This is a genomic window from Chimaeribacter coloradensis (assembly GCF_002858715.1).
GTDB lineage: Bacteria > Pseudomonadota > Gammaproteobacteria > Enterobacterales > Enterobacteriaceae > Chimaeribacter > Chimaeribacter coloradensis.
On record NZ_PJZH01000016.1, the window covers coordinates 60,479 to 84,467 of the forward strand.

Annotated in this window: 6 protein-coding genes and 1 pseudogene; 3 read left to right on the top strand and 4 right to left on the bottom strand. The window is 60.7% G+C overall.

Features of this window, described 5'->3' with window-relative positions; genetic code table 11:
* Positions 1-390: 390 nt before the first annotated feature.
* The 4 genes from CYR32_RS14715 to CYR32_RS14730 all read right to left on the bottom strand — a co-directional run bounded on the left by CYR32_RS14715 (position 391) and on the right by CYR32_RS14730 (position 19,355).
* The gene (locus CYR32_RS14715) at positions 391-5,070 is read right to left on the bottom strand and encodes an Ig-like domain-containing protein (protein WP_101825726.1); all 4,680 of its coding nucleotides are present in this window, start codon (positions 5,068-5,070) and stop codon (positions 391-393) included.
* Between the two features lie 446 nt (positions 5,071-5,516).
* Positions 5,517-12,329 (bottom strand): Ig-like domain-containing protein, encoded by a 6,813-nt coding sequence (locus CYR32_RS14720; protein ID WP_101825728.1) that lies wholly within the window; start codon positions 12,327-12,329, stop codon positions 5,517-5,519.
* 144 nt (positions 12,330-12,473) lie between these two features.
* Complete coding sequence (locus CYR32_RS14725; RefSeq protein ID WP_101825730.1) at positions 12,474-18,407, bottom strand: Ig-like domain-containing protein; 5,934 nt, start codon at positions 18,405-18,407, stop codon at positions 12,474-12,476.
* A 66-nt stretch (positions 18,408-18,473) separates the two neighbouring features.
* On the bottom strand, positions 18,474-19,355 hold the full coding sequence (locus tag CYR32_RS14730; protein ID WP_101825732.1) for a BapA prefix-like domain-containing protein: 882 nt from the start codon (positions 19,353-19,355) through the stop codon (positions 18,474-18,476).
* 770 nt (positions 19,356-20,125) lie between these two features.
* On the opposite strand from CYR32_RS14730, the gene rcsD reads away from it, so the two are divergent.
* From rcsD to CYR32_RS14745, 3 genes and pseudogenes are all read left to right on the top strand, one after another.
* On the top strand, positions 20,126-22,819 hold the full coding sequence (rcsD, locus tag CYR32_RS14735; protein WP_101825733.1) for a phosphotransferase RcsD: 2,694 nt from the start codon (positions 20,126-20,128) through the stop codon (positions 22,817-22,819).
* A complete protein-coding gene (gene rcsB / locus CYR32_RS14740; RefSeq protein ID WP_072930476.1) occupies positions 22,812-23,462 on the top strand; it encodes a response regulator transcription factor RcsB in 651 nt (216 codons plus the stop codon). Before rcsD ends, rcsB begins: the two co-directional genes overlap by 8 nt.
* A 346-nt stretch (positions 23,463-23,808) precedes the next feature.
* Positions 23,809-23,989, top strand: a pseudogene (locus CYR32_RS14745) (type VI secretion system tip protein VgrG); the annotation flags it as partial.

Here is a 23,989-nt window from a genome sequence, read left to right on the forward strand (position 1 = left end):
TCAGCCCGCGGGCAGGCCCATTCCCTTGTGCAGGCCGGGCAGAAAGGGGCTTTATGATCAACATGATGTGTTTAATACAGAGAAAAACAGGGCCTTACAGGCTGCACCGCGCCTGACGTTGTTACGCGCCCCCCTATTTTAACAAATTTAGCCATTGTTAAAATCAGGTTAAATAGTAGTCGTAGTTGCGATGAAATTAAATAGCCTGCAACTTGTAACGGACGATTTTATTCGTTATGGGAGCTGAATCCCAAATAATTCGCCCGGTTTTTACCTCGCCCTGAATAAATGAAAAACGCGCCGCCTGAGTAAATGCATAAATAGCGAAGCGGGAATAAAAATAAAGGGCCACAATGGCGACCCCGGTTATAAATAAAATGCTGTTTTAGCTTAGGCCTGTTGCACCAGAATACCGTGCTGCACCAGCAGATCCCCCAGCAGATCCGCGCCCTCCGCCGCGCTGTGGTGGTAGACGTCAAAGGTCAGGCCATCTATGTCGCGCTGGCCGCTGCTGGCCCAGGCATCGCTTCCACCTGTTAATGTCAGCATACTGCCCTCTGCGCCGCGGATAAGCAGGCCCTCGTCCGGCTGGCCGGTGACGCTCTCCGCGTCGTGCAGCCCCAGCGTCAGGCTGTTGTGGCCGTTGCCGAGGTCGAAGATATCGATGTGCTCGATCTTCAGCCCCAGCGCAGTGAGGTCGAGGTGCTGATCCGTGCCTGCCAGCAGCAGGGTGTCGGTACCGCTGCCGCCGTCGATATGCAGGAAGTCCAGGGTGTGCAACACAATGGTGTCATTGCCGCTGCCGCCGAGGGCTTCACCGCCGTGTTCCGTCAGGTTCAGCGTCTGCCCGCCGATGGTGTAGGTGCCGTGCCCGGCCGGTGACTCTGCCGCCGCCGCCTCCGGCGCAACCAGCGCACTGGTCAGGGTGCTGTCGGCGTTGTCTGCAACAGCCGCCTGGCTGGTGACCATCAGCGCGGACAGCTGTTCAGCGCCCTCCGTACCCGGGGCGGCATCCAGCGTCAGCGCGCCGGTGACGCTGGCCAGGTTCCCGGCCACGTCCGTCAGGCTCACTGTCAACGGGTAATCACCGGCCGGTTGATCGGCCAGCGCCTCCGCCGGGATCGCCACCGACCAGTCACCGCCCGTCTGCACCTTGCCGTGGTACTCCACGCCGTTAAGCACCACCAGCACCAGCAACCCGGCGGCCATCATCCCGGCGCTGCCGGTGAGCGTAAAGCCCGCCTGCGCCGCCTGCTGGCTTAGCAGGTTATTGCCGGTGAGGGGGTTAAACGCCAGCTCCGGCGCGGTGGTGTCCACCGTCAGCACCGCTTTGGCGGAGAGCATCTGGCCGCCGGTGCTTTTTACGCCGGCGGTCAGGGTCACGCTGCCCTCTTTCAGCGCCGCCACATCCGCGGCCGGGAGCGTGGCTGCCCAGTTGCCGTCCTGGCCGACAGTGGCGGTGTAGTGCTTGCTGTTCAGCGTCAGTTGCACCGTTGCCCCGGGCTGCACGCCGTCAGTGTGGCCGGTCAGGGTGATGGCACCGCCCGTCTCGGCAGCGTTGATCAGGTTGTCGCCGGTCACCGGGTCGATGCTCAGGCCGTCGCGGTCACTTTTGATGTTGAGGTTGCGGCTGGCAGTGGCGCGGTGGCCTGCGGCGTCCGTGACGCTGGCGCGCAGCGTCAACCCGCCATCGCCCAGCGCCGCCAGATCCGCGGCCGGAACGATCAGCGACCAGCCGCCGCCCGCCTGCACCTGCGTGGTGTAGGTGACGCTGCCGACCTTCAGGCTCAGCGTTTGCCCGCTTTCGACGTTCTCCGAGCTGCCGGTGATGATCTGGTCACTTTGCAACTCCGCGCCGTTGATCAGGTTATCCCCGGAAATATCATGGATGCGCAGCACCGGGCGGACGGTGGATTCCACCTCCAGGCGCAGGTCCTGGGTGGTGGTGGTGGTGTTGCCGTAGTAATCGCGTGCAGTGAGCACCAGCTGATAGGTGCCATCCGGGAAGCTGCCGTCGCGGCCGCTGAGGGTATGCGCCGGGATGGTGACCTGCCAGATGCCGTTATCCCCGGCCTCCGTGGTGAGGGTAAGGTCGCCAAGTGTGATCGTCACCTTCACATTGGGTTCGGAGGAGGTGCCGCTGAGGATGATATCCTTTTCCGCCTCGGCAAAGGTGATCACGTTATCCCCGGCGATCGGATCCAGCGTCAGGGTCGGCGCAACCAGGTCAACGGTGACGAAATACCGGTCCTCGGTCGCGGTGTTACCGGCAATGTCACTCACGGTAACGGTAAGCGTGATAGCATCTTTACCGGCCAGCGCCTGCAACGCAGAGGACGGCAGGATCAGCTGCCAGTTCCCCTCTTCATCAACCGTCCCGTTGTAGGTGATGCCTTCCATGGTGACGGTCGCCGTCTGCCCCGGCCCGCGCAGGCCGGTTCTGCCGGTGAGCAGCTGGTCAACGGCGGCCTTCTCCGCGTTGAGCACCTCGTTGCCAAACGGTGTATTAAGCTGGGCTATGGCGGAGTCATAATGCATACCAATCTGTATGCTGGCACTCCGCCCGTCCGGCGCTTTCACCGTCAGCGTCTGCTGGTCCACCTGATTCCAGTATCCGTAGAGCTCATCACTCGAAATCTTATACGACCAGCTGCCGTCTTCGCGGGTGGTGGTGGTGTAATACCGGCCGCCGTTGCCCGGGATCTGGAGTATGGTCAGGATCAGCCTGGTACCGGCCGGCAGCCCGTCCGTCATGCCGCTCAGGGTGACCCCCGCCTGGCCCTCTGCATAGTTGATCAGGTTGTCACCGGCCACCGGGTTGATGCTGATGGGGGCGAAAACCAGATCCACCTGGGCGGTGGTGGCCGCGCTGCCGCTGTTACCGGCCGCATCGGTAGCCAGCACCTTCAGTGCCGCAGCCCCCTCCGGCAGCGCCTGCAAATCCACCGCCGGGAGCATGGCCTGCCAGTGGCCGTCATTATCGACGGCAGCGGCATAGGTTTTGCCGTTCAGCGTCAGGGTCACTGACTGCCCGCTGCCGGAGACGCCGGTGGTGCCGGTAAGCAACTGGTCGGTGGCCGCCTCCTCTGCCGTCAATACGCCGTCACCAAACGGCAGGTCAAATGCCGGCGTGGGGCTGGCCTGAATCCCCACGGTCACGTCGAGCGTGGCCGGGGTCGTGCCCGGCACGCTGGCGGTCGCGGTGACGGTGCCGTCCGGCAGGTTGATCAGCTCCACCGTGGGGATCGGCACTGACCAGCTGCCGTCCTCGTTGATGGTGGTGGTATGGGCCACGCCGTTGAGTGTGACGGTCACCGTCAACCACGCCGCAGCCGGGTCGGCGCTGCCGCTGAGCACGATGCCCGCTGCCGCTTCCGCCGCCGTGATGTGGTTATCCCCGGTGACCGGATTCAGCGTCAGGTTGATCTCACCGGGTACGACATCGATGGTATGGCTCGTCTCGGTACGGTTCTCAGCCACATCAAAGGCGTACACCGTGAGTCCTGCCTGGGTTCCCCAATAGGCAAGCTCCTGCAATCCCTCAGGGGGGAGGGTCACGCGCCAGTGGCCTTCTGCGTCCACGTTCCCCTGATATGTCCCATTACCGAGGTAGACCTCCACCCGCAGCATGCCTTTCGAGGCTGTGCCGGTTAACACCTGGCCCTGCGCCGCCTCCTCCGGTGTCAGCACGCCGTCGCCAAAGGGGGTGTCCATCTTCACCCAATAGTTTTCGCGGTTTAAATAGAGCCCCACTTCCCGGGTGACCGGCGCGCTGCCCGGGGCGGTAATGGTGAAGTTATACTGGCCGTCAGGAAGGAGGAAAATCTTATAATAATCAACGTAGATACTCCATTTCCCGTTGGCCGTGACCACATCTGAAAAGGTCTTGTCAGCAAATTCCACCCGGATGGCTGACCCCGCCGGGAGTGAAGGGGCGGTGCCGCTGATAACCAGTGAACCTGCTTCACCGACGTTGATGTAGTCATCCCCGGCGATGGGGTTTACCGTCAGCCGGTTGGTGGTATAGGCCACCGTCAGGATTTCACTGCCGTGGGTGGTCTGCCCGGCCAGGTTGGTGGCGCTGGCGGTGATCTCCGTCTGGCCGTTATAGAGTTTGAGCAGATCGGCGGCCGGCACGGTGGTGGCGAAGCTGCCGTCCGCCGCGACGGTGGCGCTGTAGGTTTTATAATTCAGGGTAAGGGTGACTACCTGCCCCGCCTCAATGCCGGTGGTGGTGCCGCTCAGGGTCTGCGGCCGCAGTGCTTCGGCATCGCTCAGCACATGGTCAGTGGCAAAGGGATTAATGGTCAGGGAGGGCTGGCTGCTGTCCACCGTCAACTTGCTGGTGTAACCCGCCTCCTGCCCGGCCAGGTTGCTGACGGTGGCGATAATCTTTGCGCCGTCAGGCAACGCCGCCACCTCGGCCGCCGGGACGGTGGTTTGCCAGTAACCATCCTCCCCCACAGTCGCGGTGTAGGTGTGGCCGTTCAGCGTCAGGGTGACCGTCTGCCCCGCTTCCACATGATGGGTTCTGCCGCTCAGTATCTGGATGGCCTGGCCTTCCGGGCCGCTGAGGGTGTTGTCACCGGCAAATGCATACACAAGCAAGGAGGGCCAGTCGCGGCTGGACGTCATCGGCACGCTGACGCTGATCTCGTCCCCTGTTTCCGTTCTGGCAGACACCTCAATAGCAGGGCCGGCCCCCTGCCTGAGCAGGGTATCCATCTCAGAGTAAGTGAGTTCCGTGCGCCAGCTGCCGTCCGCCTTTACCGTGGCTGAGACCATATCCACAAAGTTGCTGAGCCGGAGGGTGACTATTCTTCCGGCCGCAATGCCGGTGGTGGTACCGCTCAGGACGCGGGTCTGAATAAAATCGCCTTCAAACGGTGTAAGGATATTGTCCCCGGCAAAGGGGTCAACAGTAATCGACGGGGTCACAACGGCCTGCACGTCAGTGGCGGCGGCGGTTGCCTGCACAGCACCGGGCCCGGCCAGCGCACTCAGGGCGTTTTCATCGGACGCGGGGGAAATAAGGTTGCCGGTAGAGCGGGAGGAACGCGTGGTAGTCATACACTGCCTCTTATTTAATAATCCTGAATAATTGCCCTGTGGTATATTCCGGCGTGCGGAAATAAACCGCGTGGCGATTCCATAAAGACTCAACGATCATGGCGTTACGCTTTCCAGGCTGGTGCAGCAAGGCAAAAAAAGAATAAAAAGGTTAATGAATAACGCGAATAAAATAACATCCCGCCCTGATAGGCAATGATCCGCCACCGGGGCGGATTAACGTGTTGATTCAGGGTCTGTTGTCAGGTGCCCAGTGTAACCGAAAAATAACAGGAAAATAGGGTAAACCGGGTTATTTATATAGTCTGCGCGCGGCCTCTGAATATTGCCTTTTGACAGCGCAGGGGAAAAACAGCCCTTTTTAGGAAAAAGGCCAGAGACGCCGTTTATTTACCGTGGTCTCTCCGGTTTATAAGGCGCCGGGCCTCTCCGGCGCCCCTTTCTTATTACACCTGTTGCACCAGAATGCCCTGCTGTACCAGCAGGTCGGCGCTGTCCGGCGCGTTATAGTGGTAAACATCGAAGGTCAGGCCATCCAGATGGCGCTGGCCGCTGGTTTCCCAGGCGCTGCCGTCGCCTGCTAAGGTCAGCTGGCTGCCCGCTGCCCCACGGATCACCAGATCCTCGTCCGGCTGGCCGGTGACGGCCTGCGCCTCCTCCTGCCCCAGCCTCAGGCTGTTGCCGCCGTGGCCGAGGTCGACGATGTCGATATTTTCGATCTTCAGCCCCAGCGTGGTGAGGTCGAGGTGCAGATCGCTGCCTGCCAGCAGCAGGGTGTCGGTGCCGCTGCCGCCATCGATATGCAGGAAGTCCAGCGTATTCAGGAGGATGGTGTCATTACCGCTGCCGCCGATCGCCTCGCCGCCTGTGGCGAGATCCAGCGTCAGGCCACCGATAGCGTAGGCCGGGTGCTCCGTGGCCGGGGCGTCCGGCACCGCCAGCGCCGTGGTCAGGGCGCTGGCGACGTTTTCCACCTCTGTGGCCTGGCTGGCGACGGTCAGGGCGGCGGTGGTGTCTGTGGCGTCCGCGTCCGGGGCCGCTTCCAGCGTCAGCGCACCGGTCACGGTGGTCAGCATGCCGTCCCGCTGTATGAGGCTTACCGTCAGCGGGTAATGGCCTGCCGGCTGCTCCGAAAGCGCCTCAGCCGGGATCAACACCTCCCAGCTGCCGCTTGCCTGCACGGTGGCGCGATACTCCTCCCCGTTGAGTACCACCAGCACCAGCAGCCCGGCGGCAACCAGACTGGCGCTGCCGTTCATCATAAAGCCCGCCAGCGCTTCCTGGTGGCTTACCAGATTGTCGCCGGTGACCGGGTTGAATGTCAGTTCCAGCGCGCTGCTGTCTACCGTCAAGGCGGCTTTGGCGTAGAGCATCTGGCCGCAGGCACTTTTCACGCAGGCGGTGAGCGTGGCGCTGCCCTGCCCCAGCGCCGCCACATCCTCCGCCAGGAGCGTCGCTGACCAGTTGCCGTCTTTCCCGACGGTGGCAGTGTAGTGTTTGTTATTCAGCGTCAGGTGTACCGTTGCCCCTTGCTGCACGCCGTCGGTATGGCCGGTGACGGTGATCGCGCCGCCCGCCTCGGTGGCACTGATCAGGTTGTCACCGGTGACCGGGTCGATGCTCAGGCCGTCACGGTCACTTTTGATGGTGAGGTTGCGGCTGGCGGTGGCGCGGTTGCCGGAGGTATCCATGACAGCGGCGCGCAGCGTTTCACCGCCGTCGCCCAGCGCCGCCAGATCGGCGGCCGGAACAATCAGCGACCAGCCGCCATCCGCCTGGATCTGGGTGGTATAAGTGACGCCGCCGATGTTAAGACTCAGCATCTGCCCTCTTTCGACATTCTCTGAGCTGCCGGTGATGATCTGGTCGCTCTGAAGCTCCGCGCCGTTGAGCACATTATCCCCGGAAATGTTATGGATGCGCAGCACCGGGCGGTTGGCGGGATCAGCGTCCAGCAGCAGCCACTCCGTCACGGTGGTGGTCTTTCCGTTGCTGCCGGTCTGGCTGACAGTCAGTTTATGATACCTGTCCTCCAGGCCTGCAAAGACGCTTTTCGGCAGCGTGACCTGCCAGCTGCCCTCGTCATTGACCGCGGCGTCATAAGTGATGCCGTTAAACGTCACGCCGACGGTGCCGCCTATGCGGGTGCTTTGCCCGCCGATCGTTACCCCGGCGGCCGCTTCAGCGGCGTTGATGATGTTGTCCCCGGCGGTTGGATCGAGGGTGATGACCGGGGTACTCAGATCCACATACAGGGTAGTAGTGCGGGTGATCAGGTTGCCGGCCAGATCGTAAGCGGACACCGTGACGGTCACCGGGCCATCCGGCAGCCCGGCCAGCTCTTCCGGCGTGAACGTCACTGACCAGGCATAACTCAGTGCCTGGGTGGTCTGTACCCTCCCATTCAGGCTGACCTGAACCGCATTGCTTGCGGCCGTCAGGTAAAACGCGCTGCCGCCAATCACCAGCCCGTCACCGATCTCATCGGCGGTGAGCACATCGTCCCCGGCAATCGGGTTAAAATAGAGGGTGCCGCCCTCTTCCGGCATGCCCAAAATTTCATACTGCCCGGCAATCTGGTTATCCACCCCATCAACGGCACTGGCGAGCACCACCAGATACCCTTCCGTCATCTGTTGTAAATCCGCAGAGGGTAACGTCACCTGCCAGCGGCCCTCCTGGTCGGTCGTGGTGGAATAGAAGAACGGCTGGCCTTCCAGATCAAAGGTTTGAATGTGGATGCTCACCCCACCGTCAGGATTCTCATCGCTCAGGAAACGGCCGCTGAGTACCTGATCCTGCGCGCGCTCCGCGTAGGTCATCACCCCATCCCCGGTGAATGCATCAAAGGAGAAGCTGCCGGTAAAGGGCCGCTGGTTGATGGTCACGTCGTGGGTGGCGGTGGTGACGGTGCCGTCCGGCGCGGTCAGCTCCGCCACCAGCGTGTAAGTGCCGTTGGCCGCATGGCTAAACTGACCGGCCGGTACGGTGACCTGCCAGCGGCCGTTGGCCTCCACGGTGCCGGTGTAGCGGTAGGCCGGGTCATCAAAAGCGGTGACCACGATCGTGCCGGCCGGCGCACGGCCGCTGATCACGATCTCGTCTGCCGTCTCATCGGCATTCAGGATGTTGTCATCGCTGATCGGGTCGATCTGGAACATCGGTTCGTTGATATTCGCAAAAAAGGTCGCCTGGGTACTGCTGAAATTACCGGCGGCATCGGTGGCCGTCACCGTCAGGGCCAGGTCGCCGTGACTCAGCTGTTGCAGGGTCGTCACCGGCACCGTGGCTTGCCAGTGGCCGTCGCTGTCTACGACGGCGGAGACCGGATAATCGGCAATGGTCAGGGTAACACTCTGCCCGGCCCCACTGACGCCGGTGCTGCCGGTGAGAATCTGTGCCTGTTGCACTTCATCACTGGTAAGCACGCCATCCCCAAATGGCGTATTGACGGTGGGTTCAGGCAGGTTATGCAGATACACGTCAAGTGTGGTGATGGTCGAGATGGTATTAAATAAGAAATCATATGTCGTGGCCTTGATCGTGACCGGGCCATCCGGCAACAGGGCCAAATCTTCCGGCGGAATGGTCAGCGTCCAGTCAACGCCAATTTCCGGGAAGTCCAGGGAAGCATGATAATGCGCCCCATTAAGGGTGACCGTGACCCCGGCGCGCGCCGAAACCTGATCTACGGTGCCGCTGACAACCAACCCCCCGGCAGCCTCTTCGGCATTCAGCATATTATCGCCCCCCGCCAGTGGGTTGATGCTGATACCGCCTGCGCTTGGGTCGACAACAAAGAGGTGTTCTGCAGACGCCACCACATTGCCTGCTGCATCCGTGACGTTGCCGGTGATAGTCACGTCCCCGTAAGTCAGCAGGGCCAGATCATCGGCCGGAACCTGTACGCTCCAGCGCTCATCCTGTTGAACGTCAGCGCTATACTGCTTTCCATTCAGCGTCAGGGTAACGACACTGCCCGCATCAATGTTGTAGGCGTAACCGCTGAGGGACTGATCAAGGCTCTGTTCCCGGCTGTTCAGGAGATCATCCCCGGTAAACGGGTTGAAGGTCAGCTCCGGCAGCGCCGTTTCCTCCACAACGATAACCTGATTGATCAGCGTCTGGTTGCTGTATTCATCGCTCACCGTGGCTGTCAGCGTATAGTTGCCGGATGTCAGATCCGCCAGGACTGCCGGTAAAAGCGCAATGCCCCAGTGGCCGTCACCGTCGGCAACAGTGGAGTAGGCACTGCCATTCAAGGTCACAATAACGTTGGCACCGGGTGCATCCGTCTGCCCGGTGAGGGTGACGCCTGCCAGCAACTCATCCCGGTTGAGCTGGTTGTCGCCGGTCAGCGGATCGAGCGTTAACGCCGGGGGCGTCAGGGCGAGGGTCGGGATCTGCTCACGGGTACCGCTGTTACCGGCAATGTCGGTAACGGTAGCCAGCATATAGACCCAGTCACCGGTCAGCGCCTGTAACGCGGCGGAAGGCAGGGTCACCTGCCAGTTGCCGTTCTCATCCACGCTGCCGCTGAATGAGGCGACATTGCCGTTGCCAAGCGGCTCACTCTCCAGCATCACCACCACCGTCTGCCCGGCACCGCGCATTCCGGTTTTGCCGGTGAGCAACTGGTCGGTGGCCGCCTCGGCGAGGGTGAGGATGCCGTCGCCAAAGGGCTGATTGAACGTCGGGTCTGCGCGGTTATCAATATAGTTGCCGATCACGGTACTGGCGGACTGCCCGTCGGGGGCCGTTACCGTCAGTACCAGCGGGCTGACCTGCCACCAGCTGCTGAAAATGTCACTCTCAGGAACGTCAAACGTCCAGCTGCCGTCCGCGCCGGTGGTGGTAGTGTAGGTATTCCAGGCAAGATTCAACAGGAGTTCCGTGCCGGGTGGCATTCCATCGGTGATGCCGTTTAGGGTGATACCGCCCAGCGCCTCGTCAAAGTTAACCAGATTGTCACCGGTCACCGGGTAAATGGTGATCGGGGCAGTGATCTGATCAACCAGTATCGTGAGCGTTTCGCTGCCGCTGTAACCTGCGGCATCGGTGGCAACCACCTTCAGGGTCGCGCCGCCCTCCGGCAACGCCTGCAAAACAGAAGACGGCAGGGTGGCCTGCCAATGGCCGCTGTCATCCACGGTACCGGTATAGGTTTTGCCGTTCAGCGTGACCACCACCGACTGCCCGCTGCCGGTCACGCCGGTGGTGCCGGTCAACAGCTGGTCGGTCGCGGCCTCTTCTGCTGTGAGCACACCGTCACCGAAGGGCGCAGTGAAATGGGGAGCCGGGCTGGCCTGAATCACTACCCCCACCTCAACACTGGCTGGTGTGCTGCCCGGCAGGCTCACCGTTGCCGTGACAATGCCGTCAGGCAGGCTGACCAGCTCCGCCGTGGTGATCGGCACTGACCAGCTGCCGTTACCGGAAATAGTGGCACGATGAACCACACCGTTGAGCGTGATGGTCAGCGTCAGCCCGGCTGCCGAGGCATTGGCGGTGCCGCTGAGCACAATACCGGCGGCGGCTTCGGCGGCGTTAATGATGTTATCCCCGGCGACCGGGTTAAGGGTCAGGTTGGCATCGCCGAACGCCACTTCGAAACTTTTTTCCTCGTAATCGAGGTTACCGGCGAAATCATACGCCACCACAAAGATCTGCTCACGCGTTCCTGAGATCTCCTGCAGCGCGCCCGCCGGGATGGTCACGGCCCACTCCCCGTTAACATCGGCCGTGGTCTCATAACGCCACTCCCACACACGCAGCTCGATCCGCTGCCCTGCCCCGGTGATCCCCGTCGAGCCGGTCAGGGTTTGCTCCTGTACCATCTCGGCCGAGGTCAGTACACCATCACCAAACGGGGTATCGATACGCATCGGAAAGTTATAAAGGGGCGAAGCATAGACCCCCACCTCCATGCTGACCGGGGCGCTGCCGGGGGCGTCAACGGTCAGCGTATACTGGCCATCCGGCAAGCCGTACATAAATATCCCCTCAATCGGGATGTGCCAGGTGCCGTTAGCTTCTACCTGCGTGCTGAAGCTTCTGTTGACAAACGTCAGGTTAATCACAGAACCGGGGGCAATAGAGGGTGCGCTGCCGCTAATCTCAACACTGCCGACTTCCAACCCGTTAATATAGTTATCCCCTGTAACCGGGTTAACGATAATACGCGGCGTGGTATAAACGGCGGTAAAGAACTGGCTGTCACGGGTTGTTTCACCCGCCAGGTTGGTCGTGGCCGCTGAAATCTCCGCTTCCCCGTTGTATAGCTGCAACAGATCGGCGGCCGGGATCGCGGCGGAGAAGCTGCCGTCGGCGGCGACCAGGGTGGTATAGGTTTTGCCGTTCAGGGTGATGGTCACCGTTTGTCCGGCTTCGACGCCGGTGGTGGTGCCGCTCAGGGTCGGTGAGCGGAAGGCTTCGGCATCACTCAGCACGTTGTCTGTGGCAAACGCATTTAAGGTCAGTGACGGCAGGCTGCTGTTGACCGTCAGGATGGCGCTGTCCCCGGCCTGCTGACCGCGCGCATTGCTGACGGTGGCGATAATCTCTGCGCCATCGGGCAGCGTTGCCAACTCCGCGGCCGGGATGTCGATGTACCAATTGCCATCCGTCCCGACTTGCGCAGTATAGGTTTTTTCATTGAGGGTGACCGTGACGGTCTGGCCCGGCTCAACAAACCCCGCACTGCCGCTCAGGCGTTGTACTGCCTGCCCTTCCGGGCCGCTGACAATATCATCCCCTGTAAAGGCGTGAAGGGTGATAGAGGGCCAACCATAATTCACGGTAAGAGGTGACGAGGCGTAGACATAGGGGCCGTCGGCATTACTTACCGACGCTATAATCCCACTTCCGTTATAGCGGAACACGTAGTACATATCCGAGGGATGGATGGTCGTGCTCCAGCTACCGTCTGCCTGGACTATGGCAGTTGCATGGGCGTAATCCCCAACAGTGATACTGACGACCCGCCCGGCGGCTACGCCGGTTGTCATACCACGAATAATTTGCTCGGTTTCACCCTCAACCCCATTAAGGATATTGTCACCGGCAAAAGGATGGATCGTCAGCGTCTGGGCGGCGGCCTGCGCTTCCGTGGCCGTCAGGGTCGCCTGTGCCGCGTCTGCCTGCGGGGCGGGCGCGGCGGCGCTGTTTACCGGCCCGGCCAGCGCAATCATCGAAGTGTCATCACTACGTGGGGACGTCAGGGTGCTGTGGTAGCGGGTGAAAGACATAGCTCTTGCCATAAGTGCCTCATGTTCACGAGTCCATAAATACCCCCATGCGGCACCTTCCCGTTATGCACGGCCCGGGAAAAAACGCAGGGAGATCCTGTTATGACGTTACGTTAAAGGAATGAAGGGGCCGGGCTGCCCGGCCCCTGTGGCGGGTTACACCTGTTGCACCAGGATGCCCTGCTGCACCAGCAGATCGGCGCTGTCCGCCGCGCTGTGGTGGTAGACGTCAAAGGTCAGGCCATCGAGATGGCGCTGGCCGCTGCTTTCCCAGGCACTGCCGTCGCCTGCTAAGGTCAGCTGGCTGCCCGCCGCGCCGCGGATCACCAGATCCTCGTCTGGCTGGCCGGTGACGGCTTGCGCCTCCTCCTGCCCCAGCGTCAGGCTGTTGCCGCCGTGGCCGAGGTCGACGATATCGATGTTTTCGATCTTCAGCCCCAGCGCGGTGAGGTCGAGGTGCTGATCGCTGCCTGCCAGCAGCAGCGTGTCGGTACCGCTGCCGCCGTCGATATGCAGGAAGTCCAGCGTAGACAGGATAATGGTGTCATTGCCGCTGCCGCCCTGCGCCTCGCCGCCGCTTGCCACGAGATCCAGCGTCACACCGCCGATGGTGTAGGTCCCGTGCTCCGGCGTAACGACATCCGGCACCGCCAGCGCGCTGGTCAGGGTGCTGTCGGCGCTTTCCACCTCTGTGGCCTGGCTGGCGACGGTCAGGGCGGCAGTGGTTTCAACCGCCTCTGTATCCGGCGCGGCCTCCAGCGTCACGGTATGAGTGAACGTGGCGAGGTTCCCGGCCACATCCGTGAGGCTGATGGTCAGCGGATAGTCACCGGCCGGTTGATCGGCCAGCGCCTCCATCGGGATGGCCACTGACCAGTCGCCGCCCTCCTGCACCTTCGCGTGATACTCCACGCCGTTGAGCACCACCAGCACCAGCAGCCCGGCCGCCGCCATCCCGGCGCTGCCGGTGAGCGCAAAGCCCGCCTGCGCCTCCTGCTGGCTTATCAGGTTGTCGCCGGTGACCGGGGCCAACGTCAGCTCCGGCGCGCGGGTGTCTACCGTCAGCACCGCTTTGGCGTAAAGCATCTGGCCGCAGGCGCTTTTTACGCAGGCAGTCAGGGTCACACTGCCGTCGTCCAGCGCGGCCACATCCGCCGCCGGAACCTTAGCCGACCAGCTGCCGTCTTTGCCGACCTTCGCGGTGTAGTGTTCGCCGTTGAGCGTCAGCTGCACCGTTGCGCCATGCCGCACGCCGTCGGTGTGGCCGGTGAGGGTGATCGCCCCGCCCGCCTCCCCGGCATTGATCAGGTTGTCGCCGGTGACCGGGTCGATGCTCAGGCCGTCGCGGTCACTTTTGATGTTGAGGTTGCGGCTGGCGGTGGCGCGGTTGCCGGAAGCGTCCGTGACGCTGGCGCGCAGCGTCAGCCCGCCATCACCCAGTGCCGCCAGGTCTTCTGCCGGAATAAACAGCGACCAGCCGCCGCCCGCCTGCACCTGGGTGGTGTAAGTGACGCCGCCCACTTTCAGGCTCAGGGTCTGCCCGCCCTCCACGTTCTCTGAGCTGCCGGTGATGATCTGGTCACTCTGCAGCTCTGCGCCGTTGATCAGGTTGTCGCCGGAGATGGTATGGATGCGCAGCACCGGGCGGTTAGCCGGGTCAGCGTCCAGCAGCAGCGACTCGGTAATCGTGGTGGTCTGGCCGTGGCTGTCAGTCTGGCTGAGGGTCAGCGTGTAGCGGCCATCCTCCAGCCCGGCGAACGCCTCTTTCGGCAAGGTTAGCCGCCAGCCGCCTTCGTCATTGACGTCAGCCTCATAGGTCACGCCGTTAAGCAGCACGCTGACCACCCCGCCCGCTTCCGAGCTCTGGCCGCTGAGCACCACCCCGGCCGCCGCCTCGGCGGCGTTGATGATGTTATCCTGGGCGATCGGGTCGAGGGTGATGACCGGGTCTGCGATGACCTGGAAAAATTTTTCAGTGCTGACGCCGTTACCTGCCGCGTCATACACGGCAACGTCGAGGTAGACCTCCCCCTCCGGGATGCGGGAGAGATCGGCGGCCGGGAGCGTCACCTGCCAGCGGCCATTCTCACCCGTGGTGGTGGTGTAGCTTGTGTAGTCGCCGTCAAAGAACATCTGGATAAAGACGGTCAGCCCGGCATGATTCACGCCGTCGCTATTGGTGAACTGGCCTGACAGGATCTGATCCTGCGTGCTCTCTGCGCTGGTCAGGATGTCATCCCCGGTCAGGGGGTCGAAGGTGAGTTCGCCGCTCAATATCTGCTGGCTGAGGGTGATGTCGCGGCTGACGCTGGAGACGGTGCCGTCCGGCGCGGTGAGCTCCGCCACCAGCGGGTAGACGCCATTGGCGATGCCGTTGAAGCTGCCTGCCGGGACGGTGATGTGCCAGGTGCCGTTGGCCTCAACGGTGCCGGTGTAGCGATAATCCGGGTCATCAAACACGGTGACGGCGATAGTGCCGCCTGCGGTGCCCACCGGCGCACGACCGGTGATGAGGATGTCCTCCGCCGTTTCATTCGCGTAGAGCACATCGTCCCCGGTGACCCGGTCAATCGCCAGCGTTAAGACATTACCCAGATCCACCTCGAGGGTAGAGGTGGTGGTGACCAGATTCCCGGAAACGTCAGTCCCTGAGACCGTTACCGTTACCGGGCCATCCGGCAGGGTGGCCAAAAATTCCGGCCCAAAGGTCACTGACCAGTTGGAGTAATAGTCGCTGTAATACCTGACTTCCCCGTTTATCTCGACGCTGATCTCCGTGTATCTCTCCCCCATATAGGTGCTGCTGCCGCTGATGGTCAGCCCGCCGTCCACTTCATCCGCCGTCAGCACATTGTCCCCGGCGATCGGGTTAACGGTGATGGTGCCGCCGGTTGCCGGCAACACCGCAAAGACCCCCTCGCGGGAGCTGGGCGCGGTGTTGCTTACGGCATCCTCGGCGGTGGCCGTCATGTAACTCCAGCCTTCGCTCAGCTGTTGCAGGTCAGCGGCCGGGACGGTGACTGACCAGCGGCCGTTGCTGTCGGTGGTGCCGGTGTAGGCAAAGGTCTGGCCGTCGTTGTCGTGCATGTAAACGGTGATCGCCAGCCCGCTGACGCTGTTCTCCTCACTGGCGAAGGTGCCGCTGAAGGTCTGATCCTGCGTGCGCTCCGCCGCCGTCAGCGCGCCGTCGCCGGTGAAGTCATCAAAGTAGAAGTCACCGCTGAAGGGCCATTGGTTGATCGCAATGTCGTGGGTGGCAGTGGTGACGGTGCCGTCCGGTGCGGTGAGCTCCGCCACCAGCGTGTAGACGCCGTTCGAGGTGCCGCCGAAATTAGATTCCGGTACGGTGACCTGCCAGCTGCCGTCCGCCGCGACGGTGCCGGTGTAACTGTAGGCCGGGTCGCCAAAGGCGGTGACGACAATCGTGCCGCCCTCGGTGCCCGCCGGCGCATGGCCGGTGATGGTGATTTCGCCTGAGGTTTCATCGCCGTAGAGGATGTCATCACCGGTGACCGGGTCAAAGGTCAGCGTTGACATATCACTCAGATTCACCTCCAGGGTGGCGGTGGTGGTGATCAGCGCCCCGGAGAGATCATACCCGGAGACATTGACCACCACCGGGCCATCCGGCAGGGTGGCCACAAATTCCGGCCCAAAGGTCACTGACCAGTTGGAGTAATAGTCGCTGTAATACCTGACTTCCCCGTTTATCTCGACCTCGATTTCTTTATACCTTTCCCCCATATAAACGCTGCCGCCGCTTATCGTCAGCCCGCCATCCACTTCATCCGCCGTCAGCACATTGTCCCCGGCGATCGGGTCAACGGTGATGGTGCCGCCGCCTGCCGGCATCACCACAAAGCTGTCATCGCGGGTGCTGTTGATGGTGTTGCCTGCGGCATCCGTGGCGGTCGCGGTCATGTAGCCCCAGCCTTCACTCATCTGTTGCAGAGAGGTGGCCGGGAGGGTGACCACCCAGTAGCCGTCGTTATCGGTGGTCGTGGTAAAGTCAAAAGTCCGGCCGCTGTTGTCTGTGGCATGAAGTGTAATATTCAGCCCGCCGACATAGCTTTCGTCACTCCGGAAGCTGCCGCGGTAGACCTGATCCTGCGTGCGCTCCTCAACCGTCAGCCCTTTATCGCCGTCAAACCCGCCAAAAACGAAGTCACCGGTAAACGGCCATACGTTAATGGTGAAGTCATGGGTGGCGGTGGTGACGGTGCCGTCCAGTGCGGTGAGCTCCGCCACCAGCGTGTAGACGCCGTTCGAGGCGCCGCCGAAATTATCTTCCGGCACGGTGACCTGCCAGCTGCCGTCGGCGGCGACGGTGCCGGTGTAGCGGTAGGCCGGGTCGTCAAACGCGGTGACGACGATGGTGCTGCCCTCGGTGCCCGCTGGGGCATGGCCGGTGATCAGGATCTCGCCTGAGGTTTCATTGCTGTAGATGATGTCATCACCGGTGACCGGGTCAAAGGACAGCGTTGACACATCGCTCAGATTCACCTCCAGGGTGGCGGTGGTGGTCACCCGGTTCCCGGCGAGGTCATACCCGGAGGCGGTCACCGTCACCGGGCCGTCCGGCAGGGTGGCCACAAACTCCGGCCCAAAGGTGACTGACCAGTTGGAATCATAATCGGCATAAATGGCGAGTTTGCCGTTTATCTCGACCTCAATCTGCGTATACCTTTCCCCCATATAGGTGCTGCTGCCGCTGATGGTCAGCCCGCCGCTGATTTCATCCGCCGTCAGCACATTGTCCCCGGCGATCGGGTTAACGGTGATGGTACCGCTGTCTGCCGGCAACACCGTAAAGGGTTCTTCGCGCTCGGTGCTGACGCCGTTGCCTACGGCATCCGTCGCCGTGGCCGTCATGTAACCCCAGCCCTCGCTCAGCTGTTGCAGGTCGGTGGCCGGGACAATCACCGACCAGTTACCGTTTGCATCGGTGGTGCCGGTATAGGTGAAGAGCTGGTCCAGGCTGCTGTGCAGGTAAACCGTGATCGATAACCCGTTGACGTCGCTTCCCAACCCCAGGAACCTGCCGCTCAAGACCTGATCCTGCGTGCGCTCCCCCGCCGTCAGCACGCCGTCGCCGGTAAAGTCGTCAAAGGTAATACTCCCTTCCAGCGGCCAGAAGTTCATAAGGAAATCGTGGGTGACGCTGGTGGTGTTGCCGTCGGCGTCGGTCAGCTCGGCCACCAGGGTATAGTTGCCGTTGCTTGAGCCGGAGACGTTGCCGCCCGGCAAGGCGACGGCCCAGGTGCCGTCAGCCTCCACGCTGCCGGTGTATTGGCGTTCAGGTTGATCAAGCAGGGTCACGGTGACTGTCGCGCCCTGCTTGTCAGTCGGGGCGCGGCCACTGATGGTAATGTCGCCTTCTGCTTCATAAGAGACGACCATATTGTCATCGGTGACCGGGTTGACGGTCAGGCCGGAGGGGTTGACCGAGAAGGTGTGTTCCACGCTGGCGCTGTTGCCGTCCGCATCCGTGGCGGTCACCGTCATGGTGGTGTCACCTTCCGGCAGGGCCTGCAAGGCGGCCGCCGGCAGCAGGAGCTGCCACACACCATTTTCTTCGGCTTCGGTGGTGTAGTCTGTGCCCGCCAGCGTCACGGTGATGCGCTGCCCCGGGCTATTGAAACCGGTCGCGCCGGTCAGCGTCTGCCCTCGCGCCGCTTCACCGCTGTCCAGGATATTATCGCCGAACGGCGTGTCCAACCCCGGCAACGGCCCACGGTCCACCAGCATTTCTGTGGTTGCGACGATGTCGTTAACGCCGAAATCCGAGGTGGTGACCGTTACCGTCAGCGGGCCATTGGGAAACTGGGCCAGCTCCTCAGGCGGGAATGTCACCGACCATTCTGAGCCGTTGATTAGCCCCGCCGTATGAGACACGCCGTTTACCTTTACCTCGAGCAGGCTCTGGTCAGGCAACCACCGGCTGCTCCCGCTGATTACCAGCCCGGTATGCAATTCATCCGCTGTCAGGACATTATCCCCGGCAATCGGGTCGAACATGATCTCGCCCTGCTGCAGGTTGAGGATGAGCGGTTCCGCAACGGTGATGCTGTTACCTGCGGCATCCGTCACGATACCGACCAGCGTGGCTGAGCCGTCCGTTAGCTGGGCCAGATCATCGGCAGGGGCCGTGACCTGTCAGTAGCCGTCCTCTCCCAGCGTGGTGGTGTAGGTGAAGGATTGCGCGTTGGTATTGTCTGTTAAGGTAATGGTGACCGCGTAATGGTCACCGTAAAGGCCGCTGTCATTGATGAACGCCCCCTCAATAAGCATACCCTGCGCCTGTTCGTCAGGCGTCAGCACCCCGTCCCCGGTCAGGGAATAAAAGTACAGGTAACCTTCAAATGGCCGCTGGTTGAGGGTGACGTCATGGGTGGCGGTGGTGACGGTGCCGTCCGGTGCGGTGAGCGCCGCTACCAGCGTGTAGATGCCGTTCGGCGCGCCACTGAAATCATATTCCGGCACGGTGACCTGCCAGCTGCCGTCCGCCGCGACGGTGCCGGTGTAGCTGTAGGCCGGGTCTTCAAAAGCGGTGACGACGATCGTGCCGCCCTGCGCGCTCACCGGCGCATGGCCGGTGATGGTAATTTCGCCCGAGGTTTCATCAGCGTAGAGGATGTCGTCGCCGGTGATGGGGTCGAAGGTGATGCCCTCCTCCGCCTGCACGGCGGCGGCCTGTGCAACGGGGCCTGACGCTGTGGCCGGGTGGTAGGCCGTAAACACCGGCGTCAGGCTGCTGTCGGCGGCGTTACTGCTGAACACCGCCTGCGTGGCCGGGGCGGCGCCGTCATCGAATACCAGGGTGCTGCTGCCTGCGCTGAAGAAGTTGTTGTAGTGCAGCGTGCCTGCCTGCGTGTCGAGCGTGAGGTCGTCACCGCTGCGCGAATAACCGGTGGCCCAGCCGGCTGGCTGGTTAATAGTGACAACGCTGGGTTCCGTCAGCGAAATAATTTGATTCGCTTCAACGATCTGGGAAATAACCTTACCGGTCTGGCGGGAGGAAACGGTCGTGGTCGTCATGAATTGCCTCTTATTCAATAAGCTGTAAAGAATACCCGGCCAGTGCCTGCCAATAATGCGTGGCCTGGCGCAGGGCTATCATGGAATCACTTACACATCAGGTGATTACGCTTTCTGAACTGGTGCGGCAAAGCAAAATAAAAAATGAAATAAAAGCGAAATAAATAAACTTTTCTTTCTTTTTTTAAAACACGACATCGCCTTAACGCAAAGGAAAAGCGAATTAAGCCCTCCCTTCCGCTTATTATTAATAAGCAGAATGAATCATTAAAAAAACAGAATGACAGGTGGTGCAAGGCGCACAGTGTAGACACAAATTTTCACAACTTAATAGGGGGGAAACCCGCAGGTTATGGGAATAATTTCCCGCTGACGCCCGCGGCCTTGCGCCTGTGCCGCTGCCGGGCGGCACGGGCCGGATCACTTTCGGAAAAATGCCACGTTCTGCCCTGTTACTTTCTGCTAACATGGCGCGCCTGCCCGCCGCTGCCTGCGCAGGAAGGCGCAGAGTGTGCTTACCGGCAGCGCCCGGCGCGTTACTGGTTTTACCAGATAAAGCAAACACGGTATCCTCTGCCTTAACAGGTTTGAAACAGGGAAGGCCGTACCGCCATAAGCACTGATTCTTATCCTGCGCGGTGGGCACCCGGCGTGACCCCGCCGTTTGAATAATTTGTCGGTGGCCTTTGCCTGCGTGGCCGCCCTGATGCCGGCGGCCACGGCCGGCACCCGATTCGTGACGCGGCAATCAAGGACTCCTATTCACCTTTATGCAAAAGTATTTGTCATTGACGTCAACCAATATCACCCGGTTTTTCCTGGTGTTTATTCTGCTGCTGACCACCGGCATCGGGCTGTATGGCTATAACTACACCAACGCCTACCTGAACGAAAAAAAACATGTGATGGAAAATATCGCCGACCGTATGCAGCAACGGATCGATATTTACCGCTACAACACCTACCAGATCTATGACAACTACACCGGCAGCCCGCAGGGCAGCAGCGCCACCCCGGCGCAGGAGATCCGCCTGCGGCCCGATGTGTTCTATGTGCAGAAGGCGCGCCGCAAAACTGACGCGGTGATCTTCGGCAACCATGACAGCGCCACCCTTGACCTGACCCTTCAGGTGTCGTCCTACCTCGACATGCAGTGGGGCGGCAAGCCGCAAACCTACACCATGTACTACCTGAACGGCCAGGATAACAGCCTGATCATGGTCACCACCCAGCCGTTGCAGGAGCTGACCTCGCGCTTCAAGGAGAACTACCTCACCACCTCCGCCGACGCGCGCCGCAACGAGATGCTGCAACAGGCCAACACGCTGGATGAGCGCGAGAGCTTCTCCATGCTGCGCAAATCGCGTTTCGGCAATGAGATGTTCTTCTCGCTGCGTACCACCTTTAATAACCCCGGCCACCTGGCGACGGTGATCGCCTTTGACCTGCCGGTCAACGATTTGCTGCCGGCCAACCTGGCGCGCGCCAATTTCCAGCTGCGTGAAGAGAGCGCGCCGGTGAGCGAAGGGGATGCCGACGCGTCCGGCGGCAGCACGCAGGTGGTGCGCAACGGCTGGTGGCTCGACTTCTCCACCCCGCTCGCCAATGCGCCGTTACAGGTGGTATACCGCGTTCCCCTGCTCAGCCTGGCGCTGGACATGCTGCACAACAACACCTGGCTGCTGCTGATTAACCTGGCGCTGCTGGCGATGGCGATGAGCGGCATTTACTTTATCCGCCACCAGTTCATCCGCCCGAGCGAGAACATGGCGGCGCAGCTGCGCGCCCAGCAGGCGCTGAACCAGGAGATCGTCTCCAGTTTGCCGACCGGGTTGCTGGTGTATAACTTCGGCAGCAACAGCGTGGTCGCCAGCAATAAAGTGGCTGACCACCTGTTGCCGCACCTCAGCCTGCAAAAGATCGCCTCGATGGCGGAGCAGCACCACGGCACCATACAGGCCACGGTAAACAATGAGGTGTATGAGATCCGCATGTCGCGCAGCAAGTTTGCGCCGGACACCTACCTCTTCCTGCTGCATGACCAGGACAAAGAGGTGATGGTCAACAAGAAGCTGCAACAGGCGCGGCGCGAGTATGAGAAGAATTTGCAGGCGCGCAAGCTGATGCTGCACAACCTCGGCATTGAGCTGAACCAGCCGCTCAACACCATCCATGCGCTCTCCACCGCGTTGCAGGAGGCACCGGAGGCGGAGCGGGAGCAGATGCTGGGCGATCTGGCCTATGAGTCGCAGTCGGTGCTGACATTGGTGGAGAACATCACCCTGCTCACCCGGCTGGAGACGCAGGACTGGCAGCCGTCGCGCCACCAGTTCTCCCTCTCCGGCATGGTGGATGAGCTGCTGCTGGAGACGCTGCCGGCGCTGAACCGTAAGGGGCTGTCGCTGTTTAACCACTTCCAGCTTGATGCCACCCAGACCTACATCGGGGATGTGCAGGCGCTGAAAAAAGTGCTGTCACTGCTGCTGGATTACGCCATCGTCACCACCGCGTTCGGCAAGATCTCGCTGATTGTGGAGAGCGAACCGCAACAGCCGGAGCAGCTGATTTTCCACATCACCGACACCGGCAGCGGCATCTCCAAAGAGGAGATCCGTAACCTGAACTACCCGTTCCTCAGCCAGACGCTGATTGACCGCTTTAACCACGGCTCCGGCCTGACCTTCTTCCTCTGCAACCAGTTGTGCAAAAAGCTCAACGGCCAGCTGGAGATCCGCAGCAAGGCGGACATCGGCACCCGTTATACGGTGCGCATCCTGCTCGGCGTGGAGCCGCGTGATGAGGAGGAGAGCGAAAAACTGCTGGATGACGTGACGGTATTGCTGGATGTGACCTCAGAAGAGGTGCGTTCGATCGTCACCCGGCTGCTGGCCGGTTATGGCGCAAACTGCATTACCGCCGAGGATAGACAGATTAGTCGTGATTATGATGTCATGTTGACAGATAATCCCCATAACTGTGATCGCTACACCCTGTTGCTCTCCAGCGATGAGGCGGGCTTCCAACAGTTACAGCGGGATTATATTCGCGTGAATTATAATATCAGCAGTGCTGTTATTGATGCCATCCTGGTGCTGATTGAGCAGCAGATGGCGGCCCCTTTTGACAGCCCGGCCCCGGAGAGCACCCCGGGCGATGACATCCAGGATTATCGGGCGCAGCTTGAGGCCAGCGACTATTACGCGCTGTTCACCGAGACAGTGCCGGAAGACCTGGATAAACTGCATAGTGAATGCCAGCAACATGATTTCACAGCGCTTTCTCAGACTGCACATCGCCTGAAGGGGGTCTTTGCCATGTTGAACCTGACCCCCGGCAAAGTGTTATGTGAAACGTTAGAACAGCATATTGTTGAAACCGATATGCTGAAAATCGAGAATAACATCAGTCAGATTGATCATTTTGTCAGCAGACTGCTACAGCAAGGTAGCCAAAACCATGAATAACCTGAACGTAATTATTGCCGATGACCATCCTATTGTTCTGTTTGGCATCAAAAAATCACTGGAACAGATTGAGTGGGTAAATGTGGTTGGGGAGTTCGAGGACTCCACCGCGCTGATTAACAATCTGGCGAAACTGGACGCCAATGTTCTGGTCACCGACCTCTCCATGCCGGGCGAGAAGTATGGCGACGGCATCACGCTTATCAAGTACATCAAACGCCACTACCCGCAGCTGGCGATTATTGTGCTGACCATGAACAACAACCCGGCGATCCTCAGCGCGGTGCTGGATCTGGACATCGAAGGCATTGTGCTGAAACAGGGTGCGCCGACCGACCTGCCGAAAGCGCTGGCAGCGCTGCAAAAAGGCAAGAAGTTCACGCCGGAGAGCGTCTCCAAACTGCTGGAGAAGATCAGCGCCAACGGGTACGGCGACAAGCGCCTGTCACCGAAGGAGAGCGAAGTGCTGCGCCTGTTCGCCGAAGGTTTCCTGGTGACCGAGATCGCCAAGAAGCTCAACCGCAGCATCAAAACCATCAGCAGCCAGAAGAAGTCAGCGATGATGAAACTGGGCGTCGACAACGACATCGCCCTGCTCAACTACCTCTCTTCCGTCAGCACCACCCCGGTGGACCGCGGCTGATAACAGCATAAGAAAAACAAAAAGCGCCCAATGGGCGCTTTTTTTATGAGTGGTTGGTAGTTAATACCGTTCTTGATAAAAGAGCTATTGCCCTTTAACCCTCATAATGACTGTTTCTCTTTACTTGAATGGTTGTTATCAACCTAACAACTCTGTTTTTAATCCTCTATTTAAATTAAAAAAATCTTTACTCATCACCCCGCTCAATACCTCCCTTCAAACCAATAATATCTTTGTATTTCATAACCTTATTTTTCTATACTATGTTGCTCAGCGTTGTTTTTTTCTCCTACACTTACAACGCATTGTGCCGGATATTGTTACTCCAGTGCACGCAGGGAGCCTCATGAAAAACACCCCCTCGATATTTTTTGACCACCGCCACCATCTGCTCCATATCCGCGGCTGCACCGCTGAGCTGGATATACTGGGCCTGAGCAGCGAGGAGGTGCTGAGCCTGCCCTTCTGTTACCGCCTGACCTTTACCAGCCCCGATAAGGCCCTTGACCCCGCTGCGTTCCTGATGC

Excerpts from the sequence above, each read along its gene's own strand:
- CYR32_RS14715 (WP_101825726.1), bottom strand. The coding sequence starts at position 5,070 with ATGACTACCACGCGTTCCTCCCGCTCTACCGGCAACCTTATTTCCCCC.
- CYR32_RS14720 (WP_101825728.1), bottom strand. The coding sequence starts at position 12,329 with ATGGCAAGAGCTATGTCTTTCACCCGCTACCACAGCACCCTGACGTCC.
- CYR32_RS14730 (WP_101825732.1), bottom strand. The coding sequence starts at position 19,355 with ATGACGACCACGACCGTTTCCTCCCGCCAGACCGGTAAGGTTATTTCC.
- rcsD (WP_101825733.1), top strand. The coding sequence starts at position 20,126 with ATGCAAAAGTATTTGTCATTGACGTCAACCAATATCACCCGGTTTTTC.
- rcsB (WP_072930476.1), top strand. The coding sequence starts at position 22,812 with ATGAATAACCTGAACGTAATTATTGCCGATGACCATCCTATTGTTCTG.